Source organism: Streptomyces sp. NPDC001750 (assembly GCF_042892615.1).
GTDB lineage: Bacteria > Actinomycetota > Actinomycetes > Streptomycetales > Streptomycetaceae > Streptomyces.
In genome coordinates this window covers 441,300-467,206 of record NZ_JBIAUE010000003.1, presented here as the reverse complement: position 1 = coordinate 467,206, position 25,907 = coordinate 441,300, and the positions used below count along the sequence as shown (strand labels likewise).

20 protein-coding genes and 2 pseudogenes are annotated in these 25,907 nt (G+C 73.6%); 9 read left to right on the top strand and 13 right to left on the bottom strand.

What is annotated here, in order from left to right; translation table 11 throughout:
- Positions 1-88: 88 nt before the first annotated feature.
- Positions 89-1,453 (bottom strand): dipeptidase, encoded by a 1,365-nt coding sequence (locus ACFYY6_RS08175; protein WP_351524314.1) that lies wholly within the window; start codon positions 1,451-1,453, stop codon positions 89-91.
- A gap of 182 nt (positions 1,454-1,635) precedes the next feature.
- Here ACFYY6_RS08175 and ACFYY6_RS08170 point away from each other — a divergent pair, with 182 nt between their 5' ends.
- Both ACFYY6_RS08170 and ACFYY6_RS08165 read left to right on the top strand, forming a co-directional pair.
- On the top strand, positions 1,636-2,850 hold the full coding sequence (locus tag ACFYY6_RS08170) for a geranylgeranyl reductase family protein (protein WP_351524313.1): 1,215 nt from the start codon (positions 1,636-1,638) through the stop codon (positions 2,848-2,850).
- Positions 2,851-3,047: 197 nt separating this feature from the next.
- Positions 3,048-3,965, top strand: a pseudogene (locus tag ACFYY6_RS08165) (sensor histidine kinase); the annotation flags it as partial.
- A gap of 259 nt (positions 3,966-4,224) precedes the next feature.
- Here ACFYY6_RS08165 and ACFYY6_RS08160 read toward each other — a convergent pair.
- Together ACFYY6_RS08160 and ACFYY6_RS08155 are read right to left on the bottom strand one after the other, a co-directional pair.
- A pseudogene (locus ACFYY6_RS08160) lies at positions 4,225-4,553 on the bottom strand (maleylpyruvate isomerase N-terminal domain-containing protein); the annotation flags it as partial.
- 141 nt (positions 4,554-4,694) lie between these two features.
- A complete protein-coding gene (locus ACFYY6_RS08155; RefSeq protein WP_389192193.1) occupies positions 4,695-5,936 on the bottom strand; it encodes an MFS transporter in 1,242 nt (413 codons plus the stop codon).
- A gap of 122 nt (positions 5,937-6,058) precedes the next feature.
- Between ACFYY6_RS08155 and ACFYY6_RS08150 the strand changes: the two genes are divergently transcribed.
- Positions 6,059-7,273, top strand: a complete 1,215-nt coding sequence (locus ACFYY6_RS08150; RefSeq protein WP_351524311.1) for an ROK family protein — start codon at positions 6,059-6,061, stop codon at positions 7,271-7,273.
- A gap of 626 nt (positions 7,274-7,899) precedes the next feature.
- On the opposite strand, the gene sigJ is transcribed toward ACFYY6_RS08150, so the two are convergent.
- Positions 7,900-8,805, bottom strand: a complete 906-nt coding sequence (sigJ, locus tag ACFYY6_RS08145) for an RNA polymerase sigma factor SigJ (RefSeq protein WP_389192190.1) — start codon at positions 8,803-8,805, stop codon at positions 7,900-7,902.
- A gap of 102 nt (positions 8,806-8,907) precedes the next feature.
- Between sigJ and ACFYY6_RS08140 the strand changes: the two genes are divergently transcribed.
- Positions 8,908-9,330 (top strand): hypothetical protein, encoded by a 423-nt coding sequence (locus tag ACFYY6_RS08140; protein ID WP_351524483.1) that lies wholly within the window; start codon positions 8,908-8,910, stop codon positions 9,328-9,330.
- Between the two features lie 170 nt (positions 9,331-9,500).
- On the opposite strand, the gene ACFYY6_RS08135 is transcribed toward ACFYY6_RS08140, so the two are convergent.
- Both ACFYY6_RS08135 and ACFYY6_RS08130 read right to left on the bottom strand, forming a co-directional pair.
- Positions 9,501-10,022 carry an ATP-binding protein gene (locus ACFYY6_RS08135; RefSeq protein ID WP_351524482.1) on the bottom strand — a complete coding sequence of 174 codons (522 nt, stop codon included), beginning with the start codon at positions 10,020-10,022 and terminating at the stop codon, positions 9,501-9,503.
- A 183-nt stretch (positions 10,023-10,205) separates the two neighbouring features.
- The gene (locus tag ACFYY6_RS08130) at positions 10,206-10,523 is read right to left on the bottom strand and encodes a hypothetical protein (RefSeq protein ID WP_351524481.1); all 318 of its coding nucleotides are present in this window, start codon (positions 10,521-10,523) and stop codon (positions 10,206-10,208) included.
- Positions 10,524-10,730: 207 nt separating this feature from the next.
- Between ACFYY6_RS08130 and ACFYY6_RS08125 the strand changes: the two genes are divergently transcribed.
- On the top strand, positions 10,731-11,861 hold the full coding sequence (locus ACFYY6_RS08125; RefSeq protein ID WP_389192187.1) for a PLP-dependent cysteine synthase family protein: 1,131 nt from the start codon (positions 10,731-10,733) through the stop codon (positions 11,859-11,861).
- Positions 11,862-11,940: 79 nt separating this feature from the next.
- On the opposite strand, the gene ACFYY6_RS08120 is transcribed toward ACFYY6_RS08125, so the two are convergent.
- The 3 genes from ACFYY6_RS08120 to ACFYY6_RS08110 all read right to left on the bottom strand — a co-directional run bounded on the left by ACFYY6_RS08120 (position 11,941) and on the right by ACFYY6_RS08110 (position 15,020).
- Positions 11,941-12,420 (bottom strand): SRPBCC family protein, encoded by a 480-nt coding sequence (locus tag ACFYY6_RS08120; RefSeq protein ID WP_351524480.1) that lies wholly within the window; start codon positions 12,418-12,420, stop codon positions 11,941-11,943.
- 88 nt (positions 12,421-12,508) lie between these two features.
- Entirely contained in the window at positions 12,509-14,020 is a 1,512-nt protein-coding gene (locus ACFYY6_RS08115) for an SDR family oxidoreductase (RefSeq protein ID WP_389192184.1), read from the bottom strand.
- Positions 14,021-14,186: 166 nt separating this feature from the next.
- The gene (locus ACFYY6_RS08110; protein ID WP_351524478.1) at positions 14,187-15,020 is read right to left on the bottom strand and encodes a DeoR/GlpR family DNA-binding transcription regulator; all 834 of its coding nucleotides are present in this window, start codon (positions 15,018-15,020) and stop codon (positions 14,187-14,189) included.
- A 183-nt stretch (positions 15,021-15,203) separates the two neighbouring features.
- Here ACFYY6_RS08110 and ACFYY6_RS08105 point away from each other — a divergent pair, with 183 nt between their 5' ends.
- Positions 15,204-17,609, top strand: a complete 2,406-nt coding sequence (locus ACFYY6_RS08105) for a hypothetical protein (RefSeq protein WP_389192181.1) — start codon at positions 15,204-15,206, stop codon at positions 17,607-17,609.
- Here the strand turns inward: ACFYY6_RS08105 and ACFYY6_RS08100 are convergent.
- From ACFYY6_RS08100 to ACFYY6_RS08090, 3 genes are all read right to left on the bottom strand, one after another.
- Positions 17,579-20,017 carry a right-handed parallel beta-helix repeat-containing protein gene (locus tag ACFYY6_RS08100; RefSeq protein ID WP_351624812.1) on the bottom strand — a complete coding sequence of 813 codons (2,439 nt, stop codon included), beginning with the start codon at positions 20,015-20,017 and terminating at the stop codon, positions 17,579-17,581. The genes ACFYY6_RS08105 and ACFYY6_RS08100 overlap by 31 nt on opposite strands.
- A gap of 152 nt (positions 20,018-20,169) precedes the next feature.
- Complete coding sequence (locus ACFYY6_RS08095) at positions 20,170-20,778, bottom strand: hypothetical protein (protein ID WP_351524475.1); 609 nt, start codon at positions 20,776-20,778, stop codon at positions 20,170-20,172.
- A gap of 278 nt (positions 20,779-21,056) precedes the next feature.
- Complete coding sequence (locus ACFYY6_RS08090) at positions 21,057-21,530, bottom strand: DUF6643 family protein (protein WP_351624809.1); 474 nt, start codon at positions 21,528-21,530, stop codon at positions 21,057-21,059.
- A 292-nt stretch (positions 21,531-21,822) separates the two neighbouring features.
- On the opposite strand from ACFYY6_RS08090, the gene ACFYY6_RS08085 reads away from it, so the two are divergent.
- Entirely contained in the window at positions 21,823-23,130 is a 1,308-nt protein-coding gene (locus ACFYY6_RS08085) for a TerD family protein (protein WP_351624808.1), read from the top strand.
- 52 nt (positions 23,131-23,182) lie between these two features.
- Here ACFYY6_RS08085 and ACFYY6_RS08080 read toward each other — a convergent pair whose 3' ends face one another.
- The gene (locus ACFYY6_RS08080; protein ID WP_389192177.1) at positions 23,183-24,355 is read right to left on the bottom strand and encodes a glycosyltransferase; all 1,173 of its coding nucleotides are present in this window, start codon (positions 24,353-24,355) and stop codon (positions 23,183-23,185) included.
- A gap of 58 nt (positions 24,356-24,413) precedes the next feature.
- Between ACFYY6_RS08080 and ACFYY6_RS08075 the strand changes: the two genes are divergently transcribed.
- Both ACFYY6_RS08075 and ACFYY6_RS08070 read left to right on the top strand, forming a co-directional pair.
- Complete coding sequence (locus ACFYY6_RS08075) at positions 24,414-25,199, top strand: glutamate racemase (RefSeq protein WP_388650484.1); 786 nt, start codon at positions 24,414-24,416, stop codon at positions 25,197-25,199.
- Between the two features lie 60 nt (positions 25,200-25,259).
- Entirely contained in the window at positions 25,260-25,823 is a 564-nt protein-coding gene (locus ACFYY6_RS08070) for a hypothetical protein (protein WP_351524470.1), read from the top strand.
- Positions 25,824-25,907: the final 84 nt, after the last annotated feature.

Genomic DNA, 25,907 nt, shown 5'->3' with positions numbered 1-25,907 from the left:
GCGGGGTGTGAGGGAAAGGTCCGCCGACTCGCCCCGCGGGCCCGGCAGGCGCCGGGAAACCGCGGGGACGGCCTCTTCCGATGCCCCGTCAGGCCCGCTTGGACTCGGCGTAGTTGCGCAGGAACAGGGCCTCGGTGACCGACAGGCGCTCCAGCTCCTCGGGCGACACGCTCTCGTTCACGGCGTGGATCTGAGCCTCCGGCTCGCTCAGGCCGATCAGCAGGATCTCGGCCTCCGGGTAGAGCGCGGCGAGGGTGTTGCAGAGCGGGATCGAGCCGCCCATCCCGGACGTCTGCATCGTTTCGCCGGGGTACGCGGCCTCCATCGCCCGTGCCATCGAGGTGTACGCGGGGCTGGTGGTGTCCGCGCGGAACGGCTGGCCCTGGCCGACCTGCTCCACCGACACCCTGGCCCCCCACGGGGCGTGCGCCACGAGGTGCGCGGTCAGCAACTCCGTCGCCTCGGCGGCGTCCCGGCCCGGCGGTACCCGGAGGCTGATCTGGGCTCGTGCGCTTGCCTGGAGCGAGGGGGTGGCGCCGACCACCGGCGGGCAGTCGATACCGATGACGGTCACGGCGGGCCGGGCCCAGATCCGGTCGGCGACCGTGCCCGTGCCGATCAGCTCGACGCCGTCGAGCACCTTGGCGTCCGCGCGGAACTCGGCCTCCGGGTACTGGAGTCCGTCCCACTCGGTGTCCGCGGTGAGCCCGTCGACGGTGGTGCTGCCGTCCTCGGCGCGCAGCGACGCCAGCAGCTGGATCATCGCGGCCAGTGCGTCCGGGGCGGCGCCGCCGAACTGACCGGAGTGCAGATTCCCTTCGAGGGTGTCGAGGGTGACCCGCAGCATGGTCATGCCGCGCAGCGTCGCGGTGACCGTCGGCAGGCCTACGCGGAAGTTGCCGGTGTCGCCGATGACGATCGTGTCCGCGGCGAGCAGCTCGGGGTGCGCCTCCGCGTACCGTTCCAGTCCGCCGGTGCCCTGCTCCTCGGAGCCCTCCGCGATCACCTTGACCGAGACCGGGACGCCCCCGTCGGCCTTCAGGGCGCGCAGCGCGAGGAGGTGCATGATGAAGCCGCCCTTGCAGTCGGCCGCGCCCCGGCCGTACCAGCGGCCGTCCCGCTCGGTCAGCTCGAACGGCGGCGAGAGCCAGGCGGACTCGTCGAGCGGCGGCTGTACGTCGTAGTGCGCGTAGAGCAGCACGGTCGGGGCGCCGGCCGGACCCGGCAGGAAGCCGTACACCGACTGCGTTCCGTCGGGGGTGTCGAGCAGGGCGACGTCCTGGAAGCCCTCGGCGCGGAGCGCGTCCGCGACCCAGCCGGCGGCGGCCTCGCACTCGCTCCTCGGGAACTGCGCGGGATCCGCCACCGACTGGAAGGCCACCAGCTCGGTCAGCTCCGCCTTGGCACGGGGCATCAGCGAGGCGATGGTCTCGGAGATCGGACGGGCGGTCATGGGCACGCTCCTCGTGGGTGCGACGTTATGGGTACGAATCCGGGCGCACGCGTACCGGTGGTGCGGTGTGCGTGCGGGGCGAACGCACGGTCGATCCTCCCACAGGGGGTGCCCGGGCGGGCGCGCCGTAGGATGCCGTGAGCAGCATGGGCCATTGGTGGGATCGGGAGCAGAAGCACATCGTGAGCAGCGAGAACGCAGACGCCGTGCAGGAGCGCGAAGAGTCGACCGTATGGGACGTGGTCGTCGTCGGTGGTGGACCGGCCGGAGCCTCCGCGGCGTACGCGGCGGCGGTCGCGGGCCGACGGGTACTGCTCCTCGAAAGGGCCGAGCTGCCGCGCTACAAGACGTGCGGCGGCGGGATCATCGGGTTCTCGCGGGACTCGCTGCCGCCAGGATTCGAGCTGCCGCTGCGCGACCGGGTCCACGCGGTGACGTTCTCGCTCAACGGCAGGCTGGCGCGTACCCGCCGTTCCAAGCGGATGCTCTTTGGTCTCATCAACCGCCCCGAGTTCGACGCGGGGTTGGTCGAGGAGGCCCAGAAGGCGGGTGCCGAACTCCGCACCGGAGCCACCGTGACGAGGGTCGAGCAGCACGGTGCCGCGGTGCCGGACCGGCGCACGGTCGCCGTGGTGCTGGCCGGTGGTGAGACCGTCCTGGCCCGCGCGGTCGTCGGCGCCGACGGCAGCGCCGGACGGATAGGAGCCCACGTCGGGGTGAAGCTGGATCAGGTGGACCTCGGCCTGGAGGCGGAGATCCCGGTACCGCCGACGGTCGCGGAGGACTGGGCGGGGCGGGTGCTGATCGACTGGGGCCCGATGCCCGGCAGTTACGGCTGGGTCTTCCCCAAGGGCGACACTCTCACCGTCGGTGTCATCTCGGCGCGCGGCGACGGCGCGGGCACCAAGCGGTACCTGGAGGACTTCATCGCCCGGCTGGGGCTCGCCGGGTTCGAGCCGAAGATCTCCTCCGGGCATCTGACACGCTGCCGCAGCGACGACTCGCCGCTGTCGCGCGGACGGGTGCTGGTGTGCGGCGACGCGGCGGGGCTGCTGGAACCGTGGACCCGCGAGGGCATCTCCTTCGCGCTGCGGTCGGGGCGGCTCGCCGGTGAGTGGGCGGTCCGGGTCGCGGAGTCGCACGACGCGGTGGACGCCCGGCGTCAGGCGCTCAACTACGCCTTCGCCATCAAGGCGGGGCTCGGCGTCGAGATGGGCGTCGGCCGCCGCATGCTGAAGCTGTTCGAACGGCGCCCGGGTGTGCTGCATGCGGTGCTGACGGGGTTCCGCCCGGCCTGGAACGCGTTCGCCGGGGTGACCCGGGGGACGACGTCGCTGGCCGAACTGGTCCGGACGCATCCGCTGGCCCAGCGGGCGCTGTCGATGATGGACCGCTGACATGTTTCGAAAGTAGCGTCGTCCGCCCGAAGGGCGGGGCCCGCGGCGTCCGGTGCGGTGCATCGCAAGGCGTCTCCCCTGTTCGAGCGAAGCCGAGAATTCGGGGGAGCACCGGATGCCGCGCAATCCGACCTCCGGCCGAACGACGGTACTTCGACGACAGGGCCCAGGACGGCCGACCCGCTCGGTGGTGTCCGGCGGCCGCGACGGTCTACCTGGCGGCCGGATATCCGTACGGGCCGGTCTTCCTGGCGGTCGCCGGGGGCTGTTTCGGCGCCGTCGTCTCCGGGCACCGGCGGGCGGCCTGGACGGCGGTCGGCATGGTGTGGCTGGGCCACGTCCTGGTGACCCACCCGCTCCACCGGTGGCTGCCGCCGGCCGACGACCACGCCGCCTCCTGGGGGCAGGAACTGGGCATCGCCGCCTGGGTGGTGGCGATCGTCGCAGTCGCCGAGTTCGTTCGCGTCCGCCGTGAGCAGTGGGCGGAGCGGCGCGCCGAGCAGGAGGCGGCGCGGCGGCGCCGGGCCGAAGAGGAGCGGCTGCGGATGGCCCGCGAGCTCCACGACGTGCTGGCCCACAGCATCTCCGTCATCAACGTCCAGTCGAGCGTCGGTCTCGCGCTGCTGGACTCCGACCCCGAGCAGGCGCGGGCCGCGCTCATCGCCATCAGGGCCGCCGGCAGGCAGGCGCTGGGGGAGGTCCGCCAGGCCCTGGGCGCCCTGCGCGCTCCCGGGGACGCGCCCAGGACCCCGGCCCCCGGTCTGGACCGGCTGCCCGAGCTCGTGGACCAGGCGGCGAGCGCCGGACTGGCCGTCACCGTCGAGACCGACGGGGCGCGTGACGCCGTGCCGCCCGCCACCGGCCCCGCCGCCCTCCGGATCGTGCAGGAGGCGCTGACCAATGTGGTCCGGCACTCCGGATCACGTACCGCGCGGGTCAGGATTGGCTACGGTCCCGGCCATGTCCGCCTCCGCGTCGACGACGACGGGCCCGCCACCGGTGGCGACGCCGGGGGCAGCGGCAACGGACTGGCGGGGATGCGGGAGCGGGCCGCCGCGCTGGGTGGCACGATCGAGGCCGGGCCCCGGGCCGACGGCGGATTCCGGGTGCTGGCTCCCGCTGCCGCCCGGCGCGCCGTGGTCGCCCGGTTCCACCCGCCCGACCGGCTCGGCCGGACCGTCGGAGAACGAGAACGATTGTCGCCGAGCGCACCCTGCTCCGTCCGCGGGAATGGAAACAGTGCAGCAGTTCGTCGATGCCGTCCACCGCGCGCTCGGCCGTCACCTTCGACAGGCGCCCGCCGCGTGCCGACTCCGCGTCCACCCGGTGGATCGTCGTCTCGTGCGCCTGGCGCCGGGCCCAGAAGGCCAGTGGCGACGGCGCGGGCATGAAGGTCCAGCACTCCAGCCCGGCCGGGGCGGCCGTCAAGGCGTCGACCAGGAGGGCGTGGCCCTCGCGGAACCAGTCGAGGAGCGGGGGTCCGTTTCGAGATCGGGTTCCCCGCCGTTCGGGTGGTACGAGGGGTGGCCCTCGACGACGAATCCGGTTGCCCAGCGGTGCACCGTGCCGGTATGTCGGACCAGATCGCGCATCCGCCAGTCCGGGCAGGTGGGCACGGGCGCCGAGGTACCCGCCTCACGGGCGGCGGCCACCAGCAACCGTCCTTCGTCGGCCGGGGACTCGATATGCCTCGTGATGGCCATGACGCCGATTGTGCCAGCGGCGCAGATCGGAGCCGACAGGCGTCCGCAGCCGACCTGGCGGGGTCGGGAGTCCCCGGATCCGGCCCGGGAATCACCGGATCCAGCCGCGGCGCGTGGCCGTCCGAGGGTGCGGCCGATGCCTCATGTGCGGGCGGTGCCCCGTGCCGCGTATCCGAGGACGGCGGCTGCCGAGGCCAGCAGTGCCACCGTGGTGAGGGCCGTCGGGAGGGAGAACCAGTCGGCCAGGAAGCCGATCGTGGGCGGTCCGAGCAGCATCCCGCCGTAGCCCAGCGTCGACGCGGCGGCCACCCCCGAGGGGCCGGAGACCTCCCCGGCCCGGCTCACCGCCACGGGGAAGATGTTCGCCAGACCGAGGCCCGTGATCGCGAACCCGAGGAGGGCCGCCCAGGCGGTGGGGGCGAGCGAGCCGAGCAGCATCCCGGCCGCTGCCGTCGCGCCGCCCGCGACCAGGGTGCGGGTCTGGCCGAGGCGCTGGAGCAGCATCGTGCCGCCGAGCCGACCGGCCGTCATGGCCAGTGCGAACAAGGAGTATCCGACGGCGGCGATCCCGGGGTGGGCGCGCAGGTCCTGTTCCAGATGGAGGGCGCCCCAGTCGGCCAGCGCGCCCTCGCCGTACGCGGTGCACAGCGCGATCACGCCGAACAGCAGCACCGTTCGCCGTGCGTGCCGGGCCGGTCGCGGCTGCGCCCCGGAGCCGTCGGCCGCCCCCGCCGGGGAGGACGTGGACGAGGGAGTGGGCGGCCCGGGTCTCGGGTGGCGCAGCAGCGTGGGTCCGGCCGTCGCCGTGACCAGGAGCCCGATCCCGGTGAGGGCGAAGAGGTGTGTGGCGGGGGAGAGGGCGCCCGCCACCAGCCCGCCGAGCCCGGCCCCGATCATTCCGCCGAGGCTGAACGCGGCGTGGAATCCCGGCATCACGGGACGCCGCAGGGCGGTCACCAGATCGACGGCCGCGCTGTTCATCGCCACGTTCATCCCGCCGTACGCGGCCCCGAAGACCAGCAGCACCAGGCCGAGCGCAAATGCCGAACGCGCCTGCGCGGGCAACGCGATGCTCACGGAGAGGAGCACGCCGCAGACCACCGTCACCGCGTGGCTGCCGAACCGGCGGCACAGTCGGCCGGTGAGCATCATGGTCACCACGGCCCCGGCGGACACGCCGAGCAGCGCGAGCCCCAGGTCAAAGGCCGACGCACCGGTCTGGTGCTTGATGGCCGGAATGCGGACGACCCAGCCGGCGAAGAGGAAACCGTCGAGGGCGAAGAACACGGTCAGCGCGGTACGGAGGCGGGCCGTCGAAGACGTGGCGGTGTGTCCGCCCGGGGCTCCCGGCAGGGCCGTCCGCAATTTGTTTAGTTGCGGCACAAACTCAGGATAGGGGCGCCGGGGCAACGCGTGCAAGGCGCTCGACGGGGCGCGGCCGTCCGGGCCGTGGGTGCGACGCCGGGGCGTCGGCGGCACGCCCGGATCATGGGAGACTCGCCCCCATGAACGGAAAGGTGACCACCACCCGGACGAAGCTGGAGAGGGGCCGCAGTGCGCTCGGGCCCGCGCTGGAACTGGTCCACACCGGGCGCGCGCCCACCCGCGCCGTCCTCACCGCCGAACTCGGGGTCACCCGGGCGACGGCCGGTGCGGTCGCCTCGGAGCTGGAGGCGCTCGGCCTGATCCAGGTCGACTCCCGGCCGGGCTCCGCCGCCGGTTCCCAGGGCCGCCCCTCGCACCGGTTGTCCGTGCGCGAGTCCGGTCCGGTCGCGGTCGCCGCGCAGGTGCACGCGGACGGGTACCGGGCGGCGCTCGTCGGGCTGGGTGGGCGGATCGTCGCCACCGCCCCAGGATGCGTGACTGTCACGGCCGACCCGGCACAGGTCATCGGAGAGGTCGTCGACGACTGCGCCCGCCTGCTGCGGGACAGCGGGCGCCGCTGCGTCGGCGCGGGAATCGCGGTGCCGTCCGCGGTCGCCGAGCCCGAGGGGGCCGCGCTCAACCCCCTGCACATCGCCTGGCCCGCGGGGGCTCCGGTGCGCGAGATCTTCGCCGCCCACGTGGCGGCGGCGGGCATCCCCGGCCCCGCCTTCGCCGGGAACGACGTGAACCTCGCCGCGCTCGCCGAACACCGTCACGGCGCCGGGTGCGGCGCGCGGCACCTGCTCTGCGTGGCCACCGGTCACCGCGGCGTGGGCGGGGCGCTGGTCCTCGACGGCCGCCTGCACACCGGGAGTTCGGGGCTCGCGCTGGAGGTCGGGCACCTCACGGTGAACCCCGACGGCCGCCCGTGCCACTGCGGGGGCCGCGGCTGTCTGGACGTCGAGACCGATCCGCTGGCTTTCCTGCTCGCGGCACGCCGCGAACCGGGCCCGGAGGAGTCGCTGCTCAAGCAGGCAGGCGACCTGCTGCGCACGGAGTACGACGACCCGGCGGTGCGGGGGGCCGCCGAGGAGCTGATCGACCGGCTCGGCCTCGGGCTCGCCGGACTGGTCAACATCCTCGACCCGGACCGCATCATCCTCGGCGGACTGCACCGCGCGCTGCTGGACGCGGACCCCGAGCGACTGCGCGCGGTGGTGGCCGACCGCAGTCTGTGGGGGCGCAGCGGCAGTGTGCCGATCCTGCCGTGCACGCTCGACCACAACAGCCTGGTGGGCGCGGCGGAACTGGCCTGGCAGCCGGTGCTCGACGACCCGCTGGCCGCGCTCGCCTGAGCCGGGAGCGCGGCTGCCCGCCGCCGCCCCGAGCGGCGGCGGTGGCCCTGCCTAAGGGCTGTCCCCGTAATCCGTGGCGGATCAGCGCGCGGCGTCAGATGTGGTGCATCGCAAGACGGAGGGGCGCCCGCATACGGGACGTATGTGGGCGTTCCGACAACGCGGCGAGGTGCCGCAACTGTCGTCGGGCGCCCGTCAGGGATTACGGGACAGCCCTTAGCCTGTTCGTCGGTCGCCCGCGTGCGGCCCTGAGACGGTGGCGTCCGCGCCGTACCCGCCCCTAGTAGGGCTTGGTCATGTTGGTGCGGGGTCTGGCATGTCGCGGTGACAGGTGGGGCAGGCGCCGGTCCAGGTCGCGATGAGTATCTGCAGCTCGCGGAGGACTCCCGCCTTGCGATGCACCGCACCGGACGCCGCGAGCCACCCGGCAAACCTTCCCGGTCACAGCACTAGCTAGGGCACCCCAGGCACCCCGGCCGGGCCCGCGCTCGGCCCGTCGGCCCCGGTCGGCGGGTGTCGCCCAGGCGAACGCCCGTCCCGGGTCGGCCACGAGGATCCTCGCCGTGCCCCGGGAGGATCACCTTGGGCGGGGGCGGCCCCGCCCCTCGGGGAATACGGGACGGCCGTCAGCCCTCCCGCGCCCACGGCCGCAGCTTCTCCGGGTTGCGGACCGCCCAGATCCGGCTGACGCGTCCGTCGGAGACCTCGAACGAGGCCACGGTCACGACGACGCCGGCGCGCCGGGCCACCAGGCCCGGCACACCGTTGACCGACCGTTCCAGGAGTTCGAGCCCCGGAGCCTTGTCGGCGATGGCGACCATGTACCGGGCGATGCGCGCGCCGCCCTCGACCGGGTGCAGGACGGTGCCGACCATGCCGCCGCCGTCGGCGGTCATCACGGCAGCCGGGTCGAGGAGACCGACGAGGGCCGCGACGTCCTTGGTCTCCCAGGCCTCTTTGACGTGCCTCACCACGTCGGCCCGGCCGGCCGCCGTCACCGGAGCGCCCGCGGCGCCCACCCGCCGCCGGGCGGAGGCCGCCAGCTGCTTGCAGGCCGCAGGGGTCCGGCCGAGAACACCGGCGATCTCGGCGTACGGGTACCGGAAGACCTCGTGCAGGACGAACGCCACCCGCTCGGCGGGCGTCATCGACTCCAGGACGACGAGGAAGGCCATGGCCACCGACTCGTCCAGAACGATCTGGTCGGCGGGGTCCGCGGGACCGGTGCCGCCCGCGTCCCCCTCGGCGCGGTCGGGCAGCGGCTCGGGCAGCCACGCGCCGACGTAGCGTTCACGACGGGCCCGTGCCGAGCCGAGCAGGTCCAGGCAGATACGGCCGGTCACCGTCGTCAGCCAGGCGCCGGGGGACAGGATCTCCTCCTGCCGGCTCCGCGGCAGCCCGTACCATCGTGCGTAGGCGTCCTGCACGGCGTCCTCGGCCTCGGTCACCGAGCCGAGCAACCGATATGCGACATTGATCAGTTGACGCCGCTCGCCGACTATCCCGTCTGCGCCGGCCCCGACAGTCCCCATGCTTCCGGCCGCCCCCTCGCCTTACCTTTCGCGGGCCCGCGTCGTCGGGCTGGTGAGACCTTATCGATCCACTGCCCGAGGGGCGGAAAAGGGGACTGTGACATGGCCAGTCAGGTGACGGCGAACGCGCGACGCGGCTCCTCGTTCCTGCGGATCGCGATCGCTGTGCAGACCTTGACCATCTTCCTTCAGGCGGTCTCCGCCGGGCTGCTGCTGACCTCGTCCTACGGGGAGACGCTGCACAGCGTCGGAGCCCGTGTGATGTACGGGGCGTCGATGCTGTACGTGCTCGCGGCGGTGCTGGCGTGGAAGCCGGGCGGCGGCTCTCCCCGGCCGGTCCTGCACGCGTCAGGATTCCTCGTGCTCGCCTCGGTCCAGGTCGTGTCGGGCATCGCCCACGTCCCTTCGGTCCATCTCCCCCTGGGGGTCCTGATGTTCGGCCTGAGTGTGCTGGCGGCGGCCCGGCGCCGAGGTCCGGCCGAGGGCTCCGCCGGGATCGACCGGGCCGTCTTCTCGCGGCGATGATCCGGGAAATCGGCCGCGTGTTGAGGCAACGGCTCGATCCGTGTGCCCTGGGCATCGGCCCACCGGCGACGACCTCCAGATCCCTCGGCAGCCGGCCGACCGGGCGGCCGCGCGGGCGGTGCCCTCCGGCTGCGAGCGGGGCGGCCCGGCGGCCGTCGCGGCCGTTCCCGCTATCCGACCACCATCGACCGGGCGACGGACGGGGTGCGGCCCGCCGGGTACGCGGCGGCGTCCGGCTCGAACGGCCCGTCCGTGGTCGCCCCGTACACCGGGTGCGACGGCCGTACGGCGAACCGGGGAGGCGCCGGGAGCGTGAACCAGACGACCTTGCCCGACCCGCCCCTCGGGCGGGCTCCCCAGCTCTCGCTGACGGCGGCGATCAGGGCGAGACCACGCCCCGACGTGCTGAACGCTCCGGCCTCGCGCACCGTCGGCAGCCGCGGGTCGTGGTCGTGGACGGACACCGTCAGTCGTTCTAGCAACAGTTCGATCTCGACGGTGCATGCCTTGTCCGGCTGGGCGTGCCGGTGGACGTTGGTCAGCAGTTCGGTGACGCCGAGTGCCGCATGGTCGATCAAGGGATCGAGATGCCAGTAGCGGAGCTGGGCCGAAATGATCCTGCGGACCTGACCGATCCGCGACGGCAGGGCCTGGAGCTCCACCGTGCAGTGCCTGCTTGGCTCGCTGATCACGGCTGCGACTCCCCGAATTAGGTCCGGAAGAAGACGGAGGAACGGATCCAGCAGACGGCCTGCCGATCCCTGCCGGCGGAGAGGGTCACAGCGTCACCGCCGGTGAACCACGAGTGACGTGTGACCAATGTCGCCCAGGGGACACGGCCTCGCAACTCGCGAGGTGCCGACGGGGCCGTCCGCTCAGATCATCCGGCCGCCCGCGCTGCGCAGCGTCTCCAGGAACCTGCGGGCGGGACCCGTCCGGTCCGGCCCCTGACCGCGCTGCCCCATCGTCAGCCGGTAGCGCGTCCCGTTGAGGCGCGCCACGGTCGCCCCGGCCCCGGCGAACCACGGCCGGCCCGCGCTCACCGTCCGCACCGGCGCGCTGTCGATCTCCCGTCCGTAGCTGGTCAGCAGGGCCACCCTGCCGTCCTTGACGACCACCTGTCCGGCCCTGGTGAGCGACCGGGCCCACCGTTCGATCCGAACCCCCGTCGCACTGAACTCCGTTTCCTGCATGGCTGCTTCGCCCCCTTCGCATGGCTCTGATGGGCAGTCTGCACAAGCCGGGACCGTCGCGCCAGGTCGCGTACCGGCGCACGGGCGCGCCCGTACCGCGCGCCGGGGCCAAGCCAAGGCTATGGCCCATCAAAGGAAACGTTTGTGCAGGTGAGGGGAATATCGTGGGCGGCGTGGAGTTCCGGTGACACGAGGAGGAGCGCGCCCATGAGCACGGTTCAGCAGGGACACGACCCGGTCGCGGCGACCGCCGACGTAGACCGCTCCGACCCCGGGTACCGGGCCTGGCTCAAGGAAGCCGTACGCAAGGTCCAGGCGGACGCCAACCGCTCCGCCGACACCCATCTGCTGCGCTTCCCGCTGCCCGAGGCGTGGGGCATCGACCTCTACCTCAAGGACGAGTCGACGCATCCCACCGGCAGCCTCAAGCACCGGCTGGCCCGCTCGCTCTTCCTCTACGGGCTCTGCAACGGCTGGATCCGGCCGGGCAAGCCGGTGATCGAGGCGTCCAGCGGATCCACGGCCGTCTCGGAGGCGTACTTCGCCAAGCTGATCGGTGTGCCGTTCATCGCCGTGATGCCTCGCACCACCAGTCCCGAGAAGTGCCGGCTGATCGAATTCCACGGCGGCCGGTGCCACTTCGTCGACGACTCCCGCACGATGTACGAGGAGTCCGCCACGCTCGCCGCCGACACCGGCGGCCACTACATGGACCAGTTCACCTACGCCGAACGGGCCACCGACTGGCGCGGCAACAACAACATCGCCGAGTCGGTCTACCAGCAGCTCAGGCTGGAGCGCTACCCGGAGCCGACCTGGATCGTCGCCACGGCCGGGACGGGCGGCACCTCGGCGACCATCGCGCGCTATGTGCACTACATGCAGTACGACACCCGGATCTGCGTGCCCGACCCGGAGAACTCCTGTTTCTTCGACGGCTGGACCCGGAACGACCCCCTGGCCAGCAGCGACTGCGGTTCCCGGATCGAGGGCATCGGCCGGCCCCGGATGGAGCCGAGCTTCGTGCCCGGGGCGATCGACCGCATGATGAAGGTGCCGGACGCGGCCAGCGTCGCCGCCGTACGCGCCCTGGAGACGGCCATCGGCCGCAAGGCGGGCGGCTCCACCGGCACCGGACTGTGGAGCGCGTTCAAGCTGGTCGCCGAAATGGTGGAGGAGGGCACCACGGGCAGCGTCGTCACGCTCATCTGCGACCCCGGCGACCGCTACCTCGACAAGTACTACTCCGACGACTGGCTCGCCGGGCAGGGACTGGACATCGCCCCGTACGCGGCGACCATCGACTCCTTCCTGAACGGGGGCGGCTGGTCCGGGTAGCCGGGGCGAACGGGCCGGTCCGCACGGCCCGGACCCGGCGCGGTGCCGGCCGCGTCCCGCGCCGTGCCCGCGGCCGCTCTCACTCCGACGACGCGGCCAGCCGCCCGTCGAGCGTGCGCACCGCGTCCCGGAACGCCCGGCCCATCCCGGAGCGGCCCAGCCGCAGGGCGAACCGGAAGGGCCCGGAACCGTCCGCGGCGAACGTCCACCGCACCCGCGTCCCGGCCCCTTCCGGAGTGAGCAGCCACTCCTCCACCAGGGCCCGGATCCCGGGGGTGTTGGCCGCGTCGCCCCGGTAGGCGTACCGCTCGCCGGGATCCGCCACGAGGACCGTCTCGCGCAGGACCGCGCCGCCCCTGAGCCGGACCTCGCGGCCCGCCCCCTCGCCGATGGACCGGGCCGCCGTGACCGAGGCGAACCAGCGCGGCCAGTCCGCCACCTCGTCGGCGAGGGCGCGGTAGACCCTCTCGGGAGGCGCGGACATCCCGGCGGCGAACACCAGGCGCAGAGGAGCGGAATCGACGAAGTCGATCCCCACGGAACGGAGTCGGCGGGACACAGGTGCACCTCCGTGCGGTCGGCAGGGGCGTGCAGGACCGCGCACACCATAGCTGGCGCTCCGTCAGATGTCTTCGTGCGCAAGGCCGTCAGCCCGCCGAGCGTGGCGGCGCCGACCGTGCGGCGGCGGTGATGTTACGGGCCATGCCGCCGAACACCACCGCGTGGAACGGCCATACGCTCCACCAGTAGACATGGCCGAGCAGCCCGCGGGGATGGAACAGTGCGCGCTGCCGGTAGACCGTCCGCCCCCGCTCGTCACGGGCCACCGACAGATCGAGCCACGCCGGACCGGGCAGCCGCATCTCGGCGCGCAGCCGCAGCAGCTCACCAGGAACGATCTCCTCCACCCGCCAGAAGTCCAGCGAGTCGCCCACCCGCAGCCGCTGCCGGTCCCGCCGTCCACGCCGCAGCCCGACACCGCCGACGAACCGGTCGAGCCAGCCTCGTACGGCCCAGGCGAGCGGGAACGAGTACCAGCCGTTCTCGCCGCCGACACCCTCGATCACCCGCCAGAGCGCGTCCGGCGCCACCGGCACCGTCAGCTCCCGTTCGTCGCGGTAGAGCGTGCCGCCCGACCAGTCCGGATCCGTGGGCAACGGATCGCTGGGCGCGCCGGGCACCGACGCCGAGGACCACCGGGTGTCCACCCGCGCCTCCTTGATCCGCTGGAGCGCCAGCCGCAGCGCCTCGTCGAAGCCGAGGGCACCGCCCGGCGGATCGGGCACGTACCGGGCGATGTCGTGTTCGCGGCAGACCACCTCGTGCCGCAGCGACTCCGCCAGCGGCCGGGCGATCGCGGGTGGCACCGGGGTGACCAGCCCGATCCAGAGGCCGGAGAGCCTCGGGGTGAGCACCGGGACGGGCAGGACCAGCCGGTGCGGCAGCCCGGCGACCTCCGCGTACCGGCGCATCATGTCCCGGTACGTCATGACGTCCGGACCCCCGATGTCGAAGGTGCGGTTCACCTCGGCGGGCAGCCCGGCGCAGCCGACGAGCCACCGGATCACGTCCCGTACCGCGACCGGCTGGATCGACGTGCGCACCCAGCTCGGCGTGACCATCACCGGCAGCCGCTCCGTGAGATGGCGCAGGATCTCGAAGGAGGCCGAGCCCGACCCGATGACGACCGCCGCCCGCAGCACGGCCGTCGGCACCCCGGAAGCGAGCAGCACACGCCCCACCTCGGCCCGCGACCGCAGATGCGGGGACAGTTCCCGCTCGGGCACCCCGTCCGGGGTGAGTGCGCCGAGATACACGATCCGCCCGACCCCCGCGGCCCGCGCCTGTTCGCCGAAGATCCGGGCCGCCTCGCGGTCCCGCTCCTCGAAGCCCGGCCCGGAGCCGAGCGCGTGCACCAGGTAGTACGCCACGTCCACGTCCCGCATCGCGGCCCGCACGGAACCGGCGTCCCGGACGTCGGCCGCCACTACCTCGACCCGGTCCGCCCACGGGTGGTCGCGCAGCCTCCGGGGGTCCCGCACCGCCGCACGCACCCGGTGACCGGCGTCGAGCAGCGCGGGCACCAGCCGCCCGCCGATGTAGCCGGTGGCACCCGTCACCAGACAGCGCGGCCGCGTACCGCCCGAGGATTCCTTCACCCGCCCGAGTCTTCCACCGGACCGGAGCGCGCGGCCCGGCGAACGACTCCGAACGGCGGCACGGGCCACCCGTACCGGCCATCCGCACCGACGCCGTCCGGCACCTCGGCCGGACCGCACGTGCCGCACGCGGCCCCGGTGACCGCCGGGGGAGCCCCGCGGGACCTCAGACGTCGTCCGGGGCCGGCTCCGCCACCAGCAGGCCCGGCAGATGCGCCGCGATCTCCTCGCGGGCCGCCGCCGACAGCCCCGCGTCCGTCACGAACGTGTCCACCTGGTCCAGTGCGGCGAACGAACTCAAGCCCACCGTGCCCCACTTGGTGTGGTCCGCGACCACCACCACCCGCCGCGCGGACTGGACCAAACGGCGGTTGGTCTCGGCCTCCGCCAGATTCGGCGTCGAGAGACCGGCCTCCACCGAGATCCCGTGCACCCCGAGGAACAGCACGTCGAAGTGGAGCGAGGCGATCGCCTGATCGGCGACCGGACCGACCAGCGAGTCGGACGGGGTCCGCACCCCGCCCGTGAGCACCACCGTGGCGGCTCCGGGGCGCGCCCCGCCCGCCGCGTCGGCGCGCTGCGCGGAGTGGAACACGTCCGCGACCCGCACCGAGTTGGTCACCACCGTCAGATCGGGCACGTCCACCAGCCGCCGGGCGAGCGCGTACGTCGTCGTGCCGCCGGAGAGCGCGACGGCGCTGCCCGGCACCACCATCGTCGCCGCCACCCGCGCGATGTCCTCCTTGGCGGTGGGCTCCAGGGCCGACTTGGCCTCGAAACCGGGCTCGTGCGTACTGGCCTCGACCACCGGAACGGCGCCGCCGTGCACCTTCTCGATCACACCCCGGCGGGCCAGCGCGTCCAGATCCCGGCGCACGGTCATGTCGGAGACGTTCAGTCTGCGGGTCAGCTCGTTCACCCGGACCCCGCCCCGCCTGCGCACCTCGTCGAGGATCAGGGCGCGCCGCTGCTCCGCGAGCAGGTTCTGATTCTCGCTCAACGCCGGTCCGTTCCTTCCCGCCGACCGCCAGTCCCGTGGAAACGGGATCATCCTGCCACGCGGTGTCGTCGGCCGACGCGGTGGGGAGATTCCGTGAGAGCGGCGTGGATCCCGCCGTTCCGCCACGATCCTGGTGACTGCCCATCAGGACTCCCCCCACGAGCGAGAGAGCGAGTCACCTCAGTGCCACCTGCCACCCAGGCCCCGTCGCCGGGGCCAGCGCTGGAGCTGCTGGTCCACGGCGTGGGCGGCGCCACTCCCCAGGAGATGCTCGACGACCCCCGCGTGGTCCGGATCACCGGCGACGCGACCGCGGCGGTCTACCGGCGCCCGGGGGACACCGACGCCGAACAGCACCCGGAGCGGTACCGCGACCGGCCCATCGAGGAGGCCTACTGCTGGTCCAACCTCACCTCCGGCAACGGCTCCCGGGCGCTGTGGCTGCTGCTGCTCCCGTTCATGGTCGTCAACCTCGCCCACTGGATGCGCCCCACCGCCCGCGCCCGCACCCGCGCGGTGCGCCTGTACGGCGTCCTCGTCCGGCTCCTCGCGCTCAGCCTCACGATCCTGCTGACCGCGGCCGTGTGCGAGGTCGCCCTCGACCTGACGGCCTGGCAGTGCGCGGGAGCCCCGGACTGCTCGGACCGGCGCTCCTGGCTCGGCTTCCTGTCGTCGGCGCAGGGCGGTTGGTGGTCCCAGCCGGGGCGGCGGCTGGCCCTCGCCGCGCTGGTGCCCACCGCCCTGGTGGGACTGCTGTGGTTCCTGTCCAACCGGACGTGGAGCGCGTACGAGTCGCAGCGCCCGCTCACCGGCTCCGGACCGGGCGGCGACGCCGGGGACGGGACCGGCGACGGGACCGGCGACGGCGAGGGCGCTCCCGAGCCCGCGGCACAGGGCCGCCCCGCCCTCGGCAGGCCGGGCTTCTGGTACGGCCGCAGGCTCGTCGCCCGCCTGCGCGCCGCCCACACCGCCGCGGGCTTCCTCACCGTCGCCGCCTTCGTGGCGGGCGCCGCCGCCCGCCACGACCGTGCCGCGCCCGGCCCCGTACCCGACGTCTTCGGCCGCCTCATCGAGGCGGCCCTGGTGGCGGGCGCCCTGGTCGTGCTCTGGGTCGTCTGCCGCCGCGGGCGCAGCGAACGCCGTCTGGACAACCGGCTCGACCGCGCCCTCGTCACCTACCTGCCGGGCGCCTCCCTGGCCCTGCTCGTCCTCGCCGGGGGGTACGCCGCCTGGTCGCGTCCCGGCTGGCTCTCCACCGGCGCCCTGCCCGGTCATCTCGCCTTCGGCGTCATCACCCTCGCCCAGGTGCTGCTCGTGCTCCTGCTCGCCGGGGTGGCCCTCGGCCTCTACCGCAGGACACCGGAGCCCCGCACCGTCCTGCACGGACTGGGCGGGCCGGTGGTGGCCATGCTCGCCTGCGCGCTCGGCGGCGTCATGACCGGCGGGGTCGCCCAGCGCGTCGCCGACTGGCTCGACGGCTCCGGCACCCCGGGCACGGCCGGTGCCGTCATCGAGGGACCGCCGGTGCTGCTGAGCTGGCAGGCCGCGGTCATCCCGGTCCTGCTGGCGCTGCTGGTCATTCCCGCCCTCCTGCTCCTCGTCCGCACCTGGCTCACCGCGCGCGCCCTGGAACCGGGGATCGACCGGGAGTACGGCAAGGAGCGGCCGGACCCCGCCCGGACGCGGCAGATCGCCCGTATCCGGGCCGCGGCGGCCCTCACCGACTCCGCCCCCGCGATCGTCGGCCCGGTCGCCGGCGCCACACTGCTGCTGGGCGCGGCGGCGGTCTGGGGCGCCTGGGCCGGCGGGGAGGTTCCCGGGGTCGCGCTGAAGGGGAGCGGGCCGTTCGTCGAGGGAGTGGCCGAGGCGGCCCAGTCCACCGGCTCCTGGCTCATCGGGTTCGGGTTCATACTGTTCGTCACCTGGGGGCGGCGGGCCTACCGCGACGCCTCCGCGCGGCGCACGATCGGCATTCTCTGGGACGTCGGGACGTTCTGGCCGCGCGCCGCGCACCCCTTCGCGCCGCCCTGCTACGCCGAGCGCGCCGTCCCGGACCTGGTGTCGCGGATGTCCGGCTGGACCGGGCTCACCGGTGGCCGACTCGTCATCTCCGGCCATTCCCAGGGCAGCGTCCTCGCCGCGTCGGCGGTCTGGCAGCTGCCCGCGCGGACGCGCAGCCGGGTCGCCCTGCTCACCTACGGCTCACCGATCGAGCGCCTGTACGGACGCTGGTTCCCGGCCTACTTCGGTCCCGGACCGCTGCACGGCCTGCACCGCACCGTGAACTGCTGGCGCAACCTCTGGCGGGCCACCGATCCGATCGGCGGCCGGGCCGGTCTCGACGAGGCGCCGGGGCCCCCGGTGGACCGGGGGCCGCTGAAGGACCCCCTCGTCTACGGGCGCACGCCCGAACACCCGCTGCCCGAGCCCGTCCTGGGGCACTTCGACTACCAGGCCGACCCGGTCTTCGCCGAGGAGCGGACCGCGCTGCTCGACCGCCTCGGCCCCCTCCTGCCCCGTCAGGCGGCGCCGGACGGGGCCTCGAAGTCCCCCCGTTCTCACGGGAGTTCGGGGAGATCCTCCGGGTAGAGCAGGCTGAGGTCGTCCGTGCTCGGCGCGGAGAGCTGGGCGACCCGGCCCGCGTGCCGCTCCACCATCGACTCGAACGTCCCGCGCGCGGTGCGGCCGTTGCCGAAGGCCGGGCCCTTGGGCAGTTCGGTGAAGTACTCCAGCAGTGCCTCACCGGTCCCGGGGGCCAGGTTGTACTCGTGCTCCTCGGCCTGCTGCTCGACGATCCGGAGCAGCTCGGCGGGCTCGTAGTCGCCGAAGGTGATGGTCCGTGAGAAGCGCGATGCCACACCGGGGTTGACGGTCAGGAACCGCTCCATCTCGTGGGTGTACCCGGCGACGATCACGACCACCGCCTCCCTCTGGTCCTCCATCAGCTTCACGAGCGTGTCGATCGCCTCCCGGCCGAAGTCGCGGCCGGAGTCCTCCGGTGACAGGGCGTACGCCTCGTCGATGAACAGCACCCCGCCGCGCGCGCGGTCGAACGCCTCCTGGGTACGGATGGCGGTCGATCCGATGTGCTCACCGACCAGATCGACGCGGGACACCTCGACCAGATGTCCCTGCTCCAGCACCCCGAGCGAGGCGAGGATCTCGCCGTAGAGCCGGGCCACGGTGGTCTTGCCGGTGCCGGGGGAGCCGGTGAAGACGAGGTGGCGCCGCACCGACGCCGCCTTGAGGCCGGCCTCCCGGCGCCGACGGCCGACCTCGATCATGTCGGTGAGGGCGCGCACCTCCCGCTTGACGCTGTCCAGACCCACCAGGGCGTCCAGTTCGCCGAGGACGGTGTCCGCGTCGCGCACCGGGCGGGCGGGCGACGCCTCGGCCGGCGCGGGATCCGCGGCACGCGGACCGGGGACCGCCCCGAGCAGCCCGGCGGATGCCGGCTGGGTGGCGGTCAGCACGGCGGGTGACGCGGGGGTGGGGGAGCGCAGCGCGCTCTCGTCGCTGGTGCAGTCCTCCACGACGGGCCCCGCCCCCTGGCCGTCGCCGTGGGCACCGCCCTCGGCGAACTCGTAACCGCCGCGGGCGCAGCGCTCGGTGCGGCACCGGGTCAGTGTCGTACGGCAGCCGTCCATCACATGGAAGCCGTAGCCCTCGCTGCCGGTGACCCGGCAGCCGTGGAAGGTGCCGCGGCCTTCGGCGGAGACGTAGAAACCGGCCTCGGTGGGCGAGGTGACCGTGCACCGCTCGATCGCCGGGTCGGCGCCCTTGGTGACGATCACCCCGGTCTGCACGGTGTCGATGGTGCAGTTGTTCAGCGTGCCGCCGCTGCCGTGGTCGCGGAACCAGGCGCCGGTCGACGCCTCGCGGACGCGGCAGTCGTCGAGCTGGGCCGTCGCCCCGTCGCTCACGGACACCGCGGTGTTGCGGATCTGGGAGAGGTCGCTGTCGACGACATCGGCGCGCGATCCGCGGTCGAGCACGAACAGGGCGTCCGGCACGTCGTGGACCCGGCAGGAGTCCAGTATCACCGTCGCCCCGTCGCTGACCCAGACCGCGGGGTAGTCGCCCGTGCTGTCGTGGATCTCGCACTGGTTGGCGTCGACACGGGTGCCCGGATCCCAGACCGAGAGCCCGTTGCGGCCGAACCGGCGCACCGTGGAACGGGTGAGGGTGAGGACCGAACGGGACCTCAGATCCACCGCGTTCTCGGGGATGTCGTGGATGTCGCAGTCGGCCAGGGTCAGTACGGCGTCGGTGTCGAGCGTGATCCCGTCCGCCGACGTGCGGTGCACCGTGCAGTCGGTGAGATGGGCCGCGGCACGGGCCGACACCTGTATCCCGCTGCCCTTGATCTCGTACACCTCGCAGCCGACGGCCTCCAGGCCGCTGCCCTCGCCGGTGACGCTCAGCCCCGAGCCCGAGGCGTGATGGACCCGGCAGCGCTCCAGGCGCGGATGCGCGCCGTCGCGCACCGAGACGCCGGACTGTCCGGCCGAGACGACCTCGCACTGCTCGAACACCCCGCCCGCGCCGTCGAGCACGGCGATGCCGGCCCCCGCCGGGTTGTCGACCGTGCAGCGGCGCACCGTCGGCCGGCCCGCGCCGCGCACCTCGATCCCGGCGGCCGAACGCGTGACGATCCGCAGGTCCGCGAGTTCCGGTGCCCCGTCCTCGACCAGCAGTGCCGGGGCCGTCGAGTCCTGGCCCTCCACGTGCACGTCGGTGACGACGGCGGAGGCGCGGACGGTCAGCGGGACGCCGTCGGCCGGTGCGATCCGCACCGAGCCGACCGAGCCCTCGGGCCCGCGCAGCGTCACCGCGCGGTGCAGAACCAGGTTCTCCCGGTAGGTGCCCGGCGCGACGGTGAGGACGTCACCGTCCGCGGCGGCCTCCAGGGCCGCGGTGAGGGTGGGGTATTCGCCTGTGCGGCGCCGCCACCGCGATGTGCCGGTGTGTGTCACCTGGACCGTGCCCTGTGCCATGGCGCTGCTGTGCCCCCACCTCGTGCGTGTGTGATGCCCGTGTCACCGGCCTTCGGGCAGCGGCGCCCACGGGGCCGCCCGCCGAGGAAGCGGGCGGGCCGGTCCACCGTAGCGCGCGCGGCGGGCGGGAGTTGACCCGAGCGGCCCACCGGTCAGGTGCCGGTCCCGGTCCTGCCCCAGTCGGGACCGGCCCCGGCCCAGGCGCGGTCTATGAGGGCGTGCCGTGCGCGGACCATGTGCCGGACGATCAGGCGACGGACGCCCTCGATCAGACCGGCGGCGAGCATCGCCGCCCCGAGTCCGGCCAGCACCGCGTGCGCACGGGCCGTCGGTACGTCCATGGGGCGCGCCACGACGCGGCCCGCGCGGTCCGTCCAGATCCTCACCCCGGTCCCGGGGGCGGTCCTGCCGGGCGGCGCGGCCACCGTGCCGCGCCGTTCCGTGCCGTCGGGGGCCCGCCATCGCACCACCACCGACGTCCGCGCGGTGCGTTCCGATGCCCCCTCGGGATCGGCGACGACGCGGGAAGACGCCGATGCCGGGCCGAGCACGACCGCCGTCGTGGCGCGTCGTTCCGCCCGCTCGGCGCGCGCCGAGCGCTGCAGGCTCTCGTCCGCGAGCACCCCGCACACCCCGCCCAGGGCCGGCGCCACCAGCGTCATGAGGAGCAGGGCGACCAGGGCCACCCACGCCTCGCGCCGGTCGGTGGCGCGGCACAGAGGACTGCGCCGCCAACGCCACACTCCCGCTGCCGCTCGCACGGTTCCGCACCCCCTTACGTGTCCGTCGCGGCCCGATGCGGCACGCCCCGCGCTCCGAAGCGGTGAGGGGAGAGCGACGTCACCCGCCGCGCGGTCAACGCGCCGAGCGTGCGCGCGGGTTCCCGGGGAACGGGACGGAGGCAGCACGTCGGGAGCTTACGGGTGGGCCGTCGACGAGATCCGCCCGCCCCGGGAACGACGAGGTCGTCGGCGAGTCCCCATGGCTCGACGACGACCTCGGTGCGACCTTGCGCGACTCCCGCTCGGTACGGTCGGACTCAGTACCCCCGGCCCGGGTAGGGGCGGTTGTACGGGTCCTCGTACGGGGAGGGCGCCGGGGCGGGGCGTGGTGACGCCGGGCGCATCGCCTCGTACCCGGTGGCGGGCGCGGGCCGCTGCTGCTGCGGCGGATGGGGCGCCGGGTACCCGCCGCGGGCCGCGCCCGGCTGCTGCGGGATGTACGGCGCCGGGGCGTTCTGCAGCTGCGGGGGCTGCATCGGCGCGTACCCCTGCTGGGGCGGCTGCTGGTAGCCGTACGGCGGCGCGGGCTGGGAGGGTGCCGCCGGGAGAGCGGGCAGCGCCGCCGGGAGGGCCGGTAGATTGCTGCTGCCGGTGTCATAGGCGGCAGGCACTCGGATCGGAGCGATCTGAGGGGTGCCCCGCTCCGCGACCAGGGAGTCGTAGATCGGAGTGTCGGGGAACGACGACGCAGCGTAGTAGCCGCTGCCGTAGGTGGAGCGGGGGGACGTCATGCCACCTAAGTTAAGCCCACGACGAGGCGGTTGGGGAGTCCGACAAGAGGGTTGTTTTGCGTGGTGTGGGGGAACCTCGTTCCCCAATCCGAGCGAACTTGGGAAAAAGGGGCACCAAAGCGCGTTGGGATCGTGTAAAGACGTCAGTTTCTGGTGGATGAACGGCTGATCGCCGGACGTCTTCCCGGGCATGAACGGCTGATCTCCGGCACTCGTTGCGCACCGATGCGCGATCCGTGGCCGACGGGGCATTAGGTTGGCGGAGAATGGCCTTCGGTCAGCCGGACTCGCGATGGGGGCGATCATGACCATGCTAAAAGGCGCCAATGTTCCGGTGCCGGCCCGATCCGTACGGGTCGAATTGGGGTGGCGCACCTCTCCGGGGACGCCGGACGTGGACGGATCGGCACTCCTGCTCGTATCGGGAAAGGTGCGCGACGACGCCGACTTCGTCTTTTACAACCAGCCCGTTCACGCCTCCGGCGCCGTACGCCACGAGGGCCGGAGGACCACCGGTGACGGGGCGACGGACAACCTCGCCGTCGACCTGGCGCGCGTCGAGCCGACCATCGAGCGCGTGATCCTGGCGGCCTCCGCGGACGGCGGCACCTTCGGCCGGGTGACGGGGCTGTACATACGGATCACGGACGCGGCGGACGGATCCGAGATCGCCCGCTTCGACAGCGCGGACGCCACCGTCGAGACCGCGTTCATCCTCGGCGAACTGTACCGGCGTCAGGGCAACTGGAAATTCCGCGCGGTCGGCCAGGGTTACGCCACCGGTCTGGAGGGCCTGGCGACGGACTTCGGAATTTCCGTCGATGAACCCCAGCAGCCTCAGGCGTATCCCCAATCGCCTCAACAACCCCAACGGACAACGCGGGTGGACCGAGTGCCCCCGATCCCACCAGTTCCCCCGGCCCCGCCGGCAACGCCTCCGGCCCCTTCCGCTCCCGCCCCCGTCCGGCTGACGAAGATCACGCTCACCAAACAGGCGCCGTCGGTCTCTCTCGCCAAACAGGGCGGAACTTCCGGACTCCTCCGAGTCAATCTCAACTGGGAAGTCCGCAAACAGTTCACGGGCTGGGGACGCAAACTCGGCAGGGCGGTCGCCCACCACGCGGATCTCGATCTCGACCTGTGCGCCCTCTACGAACTCACCGACGGACGCAAGGGAGTCGTGCAGGCGCTCGGGAACGCGTTCGGAGCGCTCCGGCAGCCCCCGTACATCCACCTCGACGGCGACGACCGCACCGGCGCCGTCGCCACCGGCGAGAACCTCACCGTCAACCTCGACCAGAAGGACAGGTTCCGCCGCGTCCTGATCTTCGTCACCATCTACGAGGGCGCCCGGAGCTTCGCCGACCTCCACGCGACCGTCACCCTCCAGCCCCAACACGGTGCCCCGATCGACTTCTCCCTCGACGAATGCACCGTCCCGTCCACCGTCTGCGCCCTCGCCCTCCTCACCAACAACGGGGGAGACCTCACCGTGCAGCGCGAGGCCCGCTACCTCGTGCCCCAGCGCGGAGTCAGCCCGCAGCGCACCATCGACTACGCCTACGGGTGGGGAATGAACTGGACGCCCGGCCGCAAATGACCTCCCGGACGTCCGGACGGGACCGACGCCATCGGCCCATGACCGGCTCCGCTCACCGGTCCGGCGCGGCCTCGGGACGGGCGTACGTACGCCCCTTCCAGGCCGCGCCCCGCCCCCGGTGGTGCCGCACCGCCGAGTCGACCGTCATCAGCAGGTACAGCAGGGCGGTGAACGGCAGCAGCGGCGCGGACCACGGCGACTGCCGGTAGTAGCGCAGCATCGGCAGATACGTCCCCGCCATCACCGCCCACGCCGCGCCGCCCGCCCACGCCGCCACCGGGTCGCCGCTCAGCAGCCCGGCGACGAGCGCGACCGGCGGCGCCAGGTACACCAGCGCCAGCCCCAGCACCGTCCCGAGGAGCAGCACCGGACTGTGCCGCAGCTGGGTGTACGCGCTCCGCGCCACCATCCGCCACAGATCGGCCAGCCGCGGGTACGGCCGCACGCTGTCCACCCGCTCCGCGAGCCCCAGCCAGATCCGCCCGCCGCCGCGCCGCACCGCCCGCGCCAGCGACACGTCGTCGATCACCGCCTGCCGGATCGACTCCGGCACCCGGGCCCGGTCCGCGGCCTTCGTCCGCAGCAGCACGCAGCCGCCCGCCGCCGCCGCGGTGCGCGCCCCCGCCCGGTTCACCCACCGGAACGGGTAGAGCTGCGAGAAGAAGTAGACGAAGGCGGGCACGACCAGGCGCTCCCAGACGCTCGACACCCGCAGCCGGGCCATCTGCGAGACCAGGTCGAAGCCGCCCGACACGGCGGCGGAGACCAGCTCCCGCAGGCTGTCCGGCTCGTGCGCGATGTCGGCGTCCGTCAGCAGCAGGTACTCCGGCCGCCGGGCCCGGGCCAGTGCCATCCCGTGCCGCACCGCCCAGAGCTTGCCGGTCCAGCCAGGCTCCGGCTCGCCGGGCGACGCCACCGTCACCGGCAGCCCCCCGTACCGCACGGACAGCGCGCGGGCGACGTCACCGGTCCCGTCCTCGCTGCAGTCGTCGACGACGAAGACCTCCGCGACACCCGGATAGTCCTGTGTCAGCAACGACGGCAGACTCACGGGTAACATGTCTGCTTCGTCACGTGCGGGCACGACGATCGCGACCGAGGGCCAGCGCTCCGGCGCCCGGCGGACCGGCATCCGCTGGTCGGTGCGCCAGAAGAACCCTTGTCCCAGCAGCAACCACACCCACGCGGCCAGCGAACCCGTGGCGATCCAGGCAACGGCACTCATTCGCCGCAGTCTGCCCCACTGCGGAGGAATCGCAAGGGCGGTCGACTATGGTGACCGGGTGAAGATCGCGCTCATGGACTCGGGAATCGGCCTCCTCGCGGCAGCCGGGGCGGTACGCAGGCTGAGACCGGACGCCGATCTCGTGCTCTCCTGCGACCCCGGCGGCATGCCCTGGGGACCGCGTACACCCGAGGACCTCACCGCCCGTGCGCTGGATGTGGCCCGCGCCGCCGCCGCCCAGCGGCCGGACGCGCTGATCGTCGCCTGCAACACGGCCTCCGTGCACGCCCTGCCGGCCCTGCGCACCGAGCTGGAACCCGGGCTGCCGGTCATCGGCACCGTCCCCGCCATCAAGCCGTCCGCCGCGAGCGGTGGCCCCGTCGCGATCTGGGCCACCCCCGCCACCACCGGCAGCTCCTACCAGCGCGGACTCATCCGGGAATTCGCGGACTGCGTCGACGTCACGGAGATCCCGTGTCCCGGGCTCGCCGACGCCGTGGAGCACGCGGACGAGGCGGCCGTCGACCGTGCCGTCGCCGCGGCCGCCGCGCTCACCCCACGGGACGCCCGCGCCGTGGTTCTCGGCTGCACCCACTACGAACTGGTCACCGAGCGCATCCGCGCCGCCCTGCGGGAGCGCGGCCTGCCCCCCGTCGCGCTGCACGGGTCCGCCGGTGCCGTCGCCGCCCAGGCACTGCGCCGTATCGGGGTCGCACCCGCTCCGTCGGCCCAACCGGCCGGCGGTCTCACCGTCCTCCTCGGAGGACACCCCGGCGACCTGCCGCGGGCCGCTCTGGCCTACGCCGAGGGGCGGCTGCTGGGGGCCGTCGCCCCCGCCCGCTGACCCGGATCCGGGCCCTTGGAGACGCCCCCGGCATGCGGTCCCCTGAGTACGCTGCTTGACATGAGGGACCACCCCCGAGAACCGAGGCACGCCGGGGCCGAGCCCGACTCCGACGTCTGGGTCGGCAGGGCCACCAACCGGGTCCAGTGGGTGCTGGCCGCCGTGGGCGCCGCCTGCCTGGCGCTCGGCGTCCAGCTGGCCGTCACCTCCGACTGGGCCACCGGGCGCGCCCCGCTGCTGATGTCCGTGATCGGCTGCGTGGCCGTCGGACTGCTCATGCTCTTCGGCACCCTCGCCTTCGTGAACGTGGCCGTCAGGGTCGACGGCGACGCCCTGGAGGTGCGCTGCGGCCACATGGGCCTGCCGCGCCGCCGGATCCTGCTGACCCATGTGGTGGGCGCGGAGTTCGCACCCCGGGTCACCCCCCGGCAGTGGGGCGGCTGGGGGTACCGCTGGCGCCCCGAGCAGGGCACCGCCGTGGTGGTCCGCAGGGGCGAGGGCCTGGTGCTCCGGCTCGGCGACGGCCGGACGTTCACCATCACCGTCGACGACGCGGAGGCGGGCGTGCGGTTCATCCGCGAACGCCTGCGTCTGCCGAGGACGGGCGCGGCGACCGGAGGCTGACCAGGGGCGCGCGGCGGGGGAGACGACGCCCCGGAGCCGGCGCCGACCGGACGGGACTGACGGGCGCACAGCCGATGACCGTAG

Bases quoted from the DNA above. Each gene is read 5' to 3' on its own strand.
- ACFYY6_RS08175 (WP_351524314.1), bottom strand. From the start codon at position 1,453: ATGACCGCCCGTCCGATCTCCGAGACCATCGCCTCGCTGATGCCCCGT.
- ACFYY6_RS08150 (WP_351524311.1), top strand. From the start codon at position 6,059: ATGAACGGAAAGGTGACCACCACCCGGACGAAGCTGGAGAGGGGCCGC.
- sigJ (WP_389192190.1), bottom strand. From the start codon at position 8,805: ATGGGGACTGTCGGGGCCGGCGCAGACGGGATAGTCGGCGAGCGGCGT.
- ACFYY6_RS08140 (WP_351524483.1), top strand. From the start codon at position 8,908: ATGGCCAGTCAGGTGACGGCGAACGCGCGACGCGGCTCCTCGTTCCTG.
- ACFYY6_RS08130 (WP_351524481.1), bottom strand. From the start codon at position 10,523: ATGCAGGAAACGGAGTTCAGTGCGACGGGGGTTCGGATCGAACGGTGG.
- ACFYY6_RS08125 (WP_389192187.1), top strand. From the start codon at position 10,731: ATGAGCACGGTTCAGCAGGGACACGACCCGGTCGCGGCGACCGCCGAC.
- ACFYY6_RS08100 (WP_351624812.1), bottom strand. From the start codon at position 20,017: ATGGCACAGGGCACGGTCCAGGTGACACACACCGGCACATCGCGGTGG.
- ACFYY6_RS08090 (WP_351624809.1), bottom strand. From the start codon at position 21,530: ATGACGTCCCCCCGCTCCACCTACGGCAGCGGCTACTACGCTGCGTCG.
- ACFYY6_RS08085 (WP_351624808.1), top strand. From the start codon at position 21,823: ATGGGGGCGATCATGACCATGCTAAAAGGCGCCAATGTTCCGGTGCCG.
- ACFYY6_RS08080 (WP_389192177.1), bottom strand. From the start codon at position 24,355: ATGAGTGCCGTTGCCTGGATCGCCACGGGTTCGCTGGCCGCGTGGGTG.
- ACFYY6_RS08070 (WP_351524470.1), top strand. From the start codon at position 25,260: ATGAGGGACCACCCCCGAGAACCGAGGCACGCCGGGGCCGAGCCCGAC.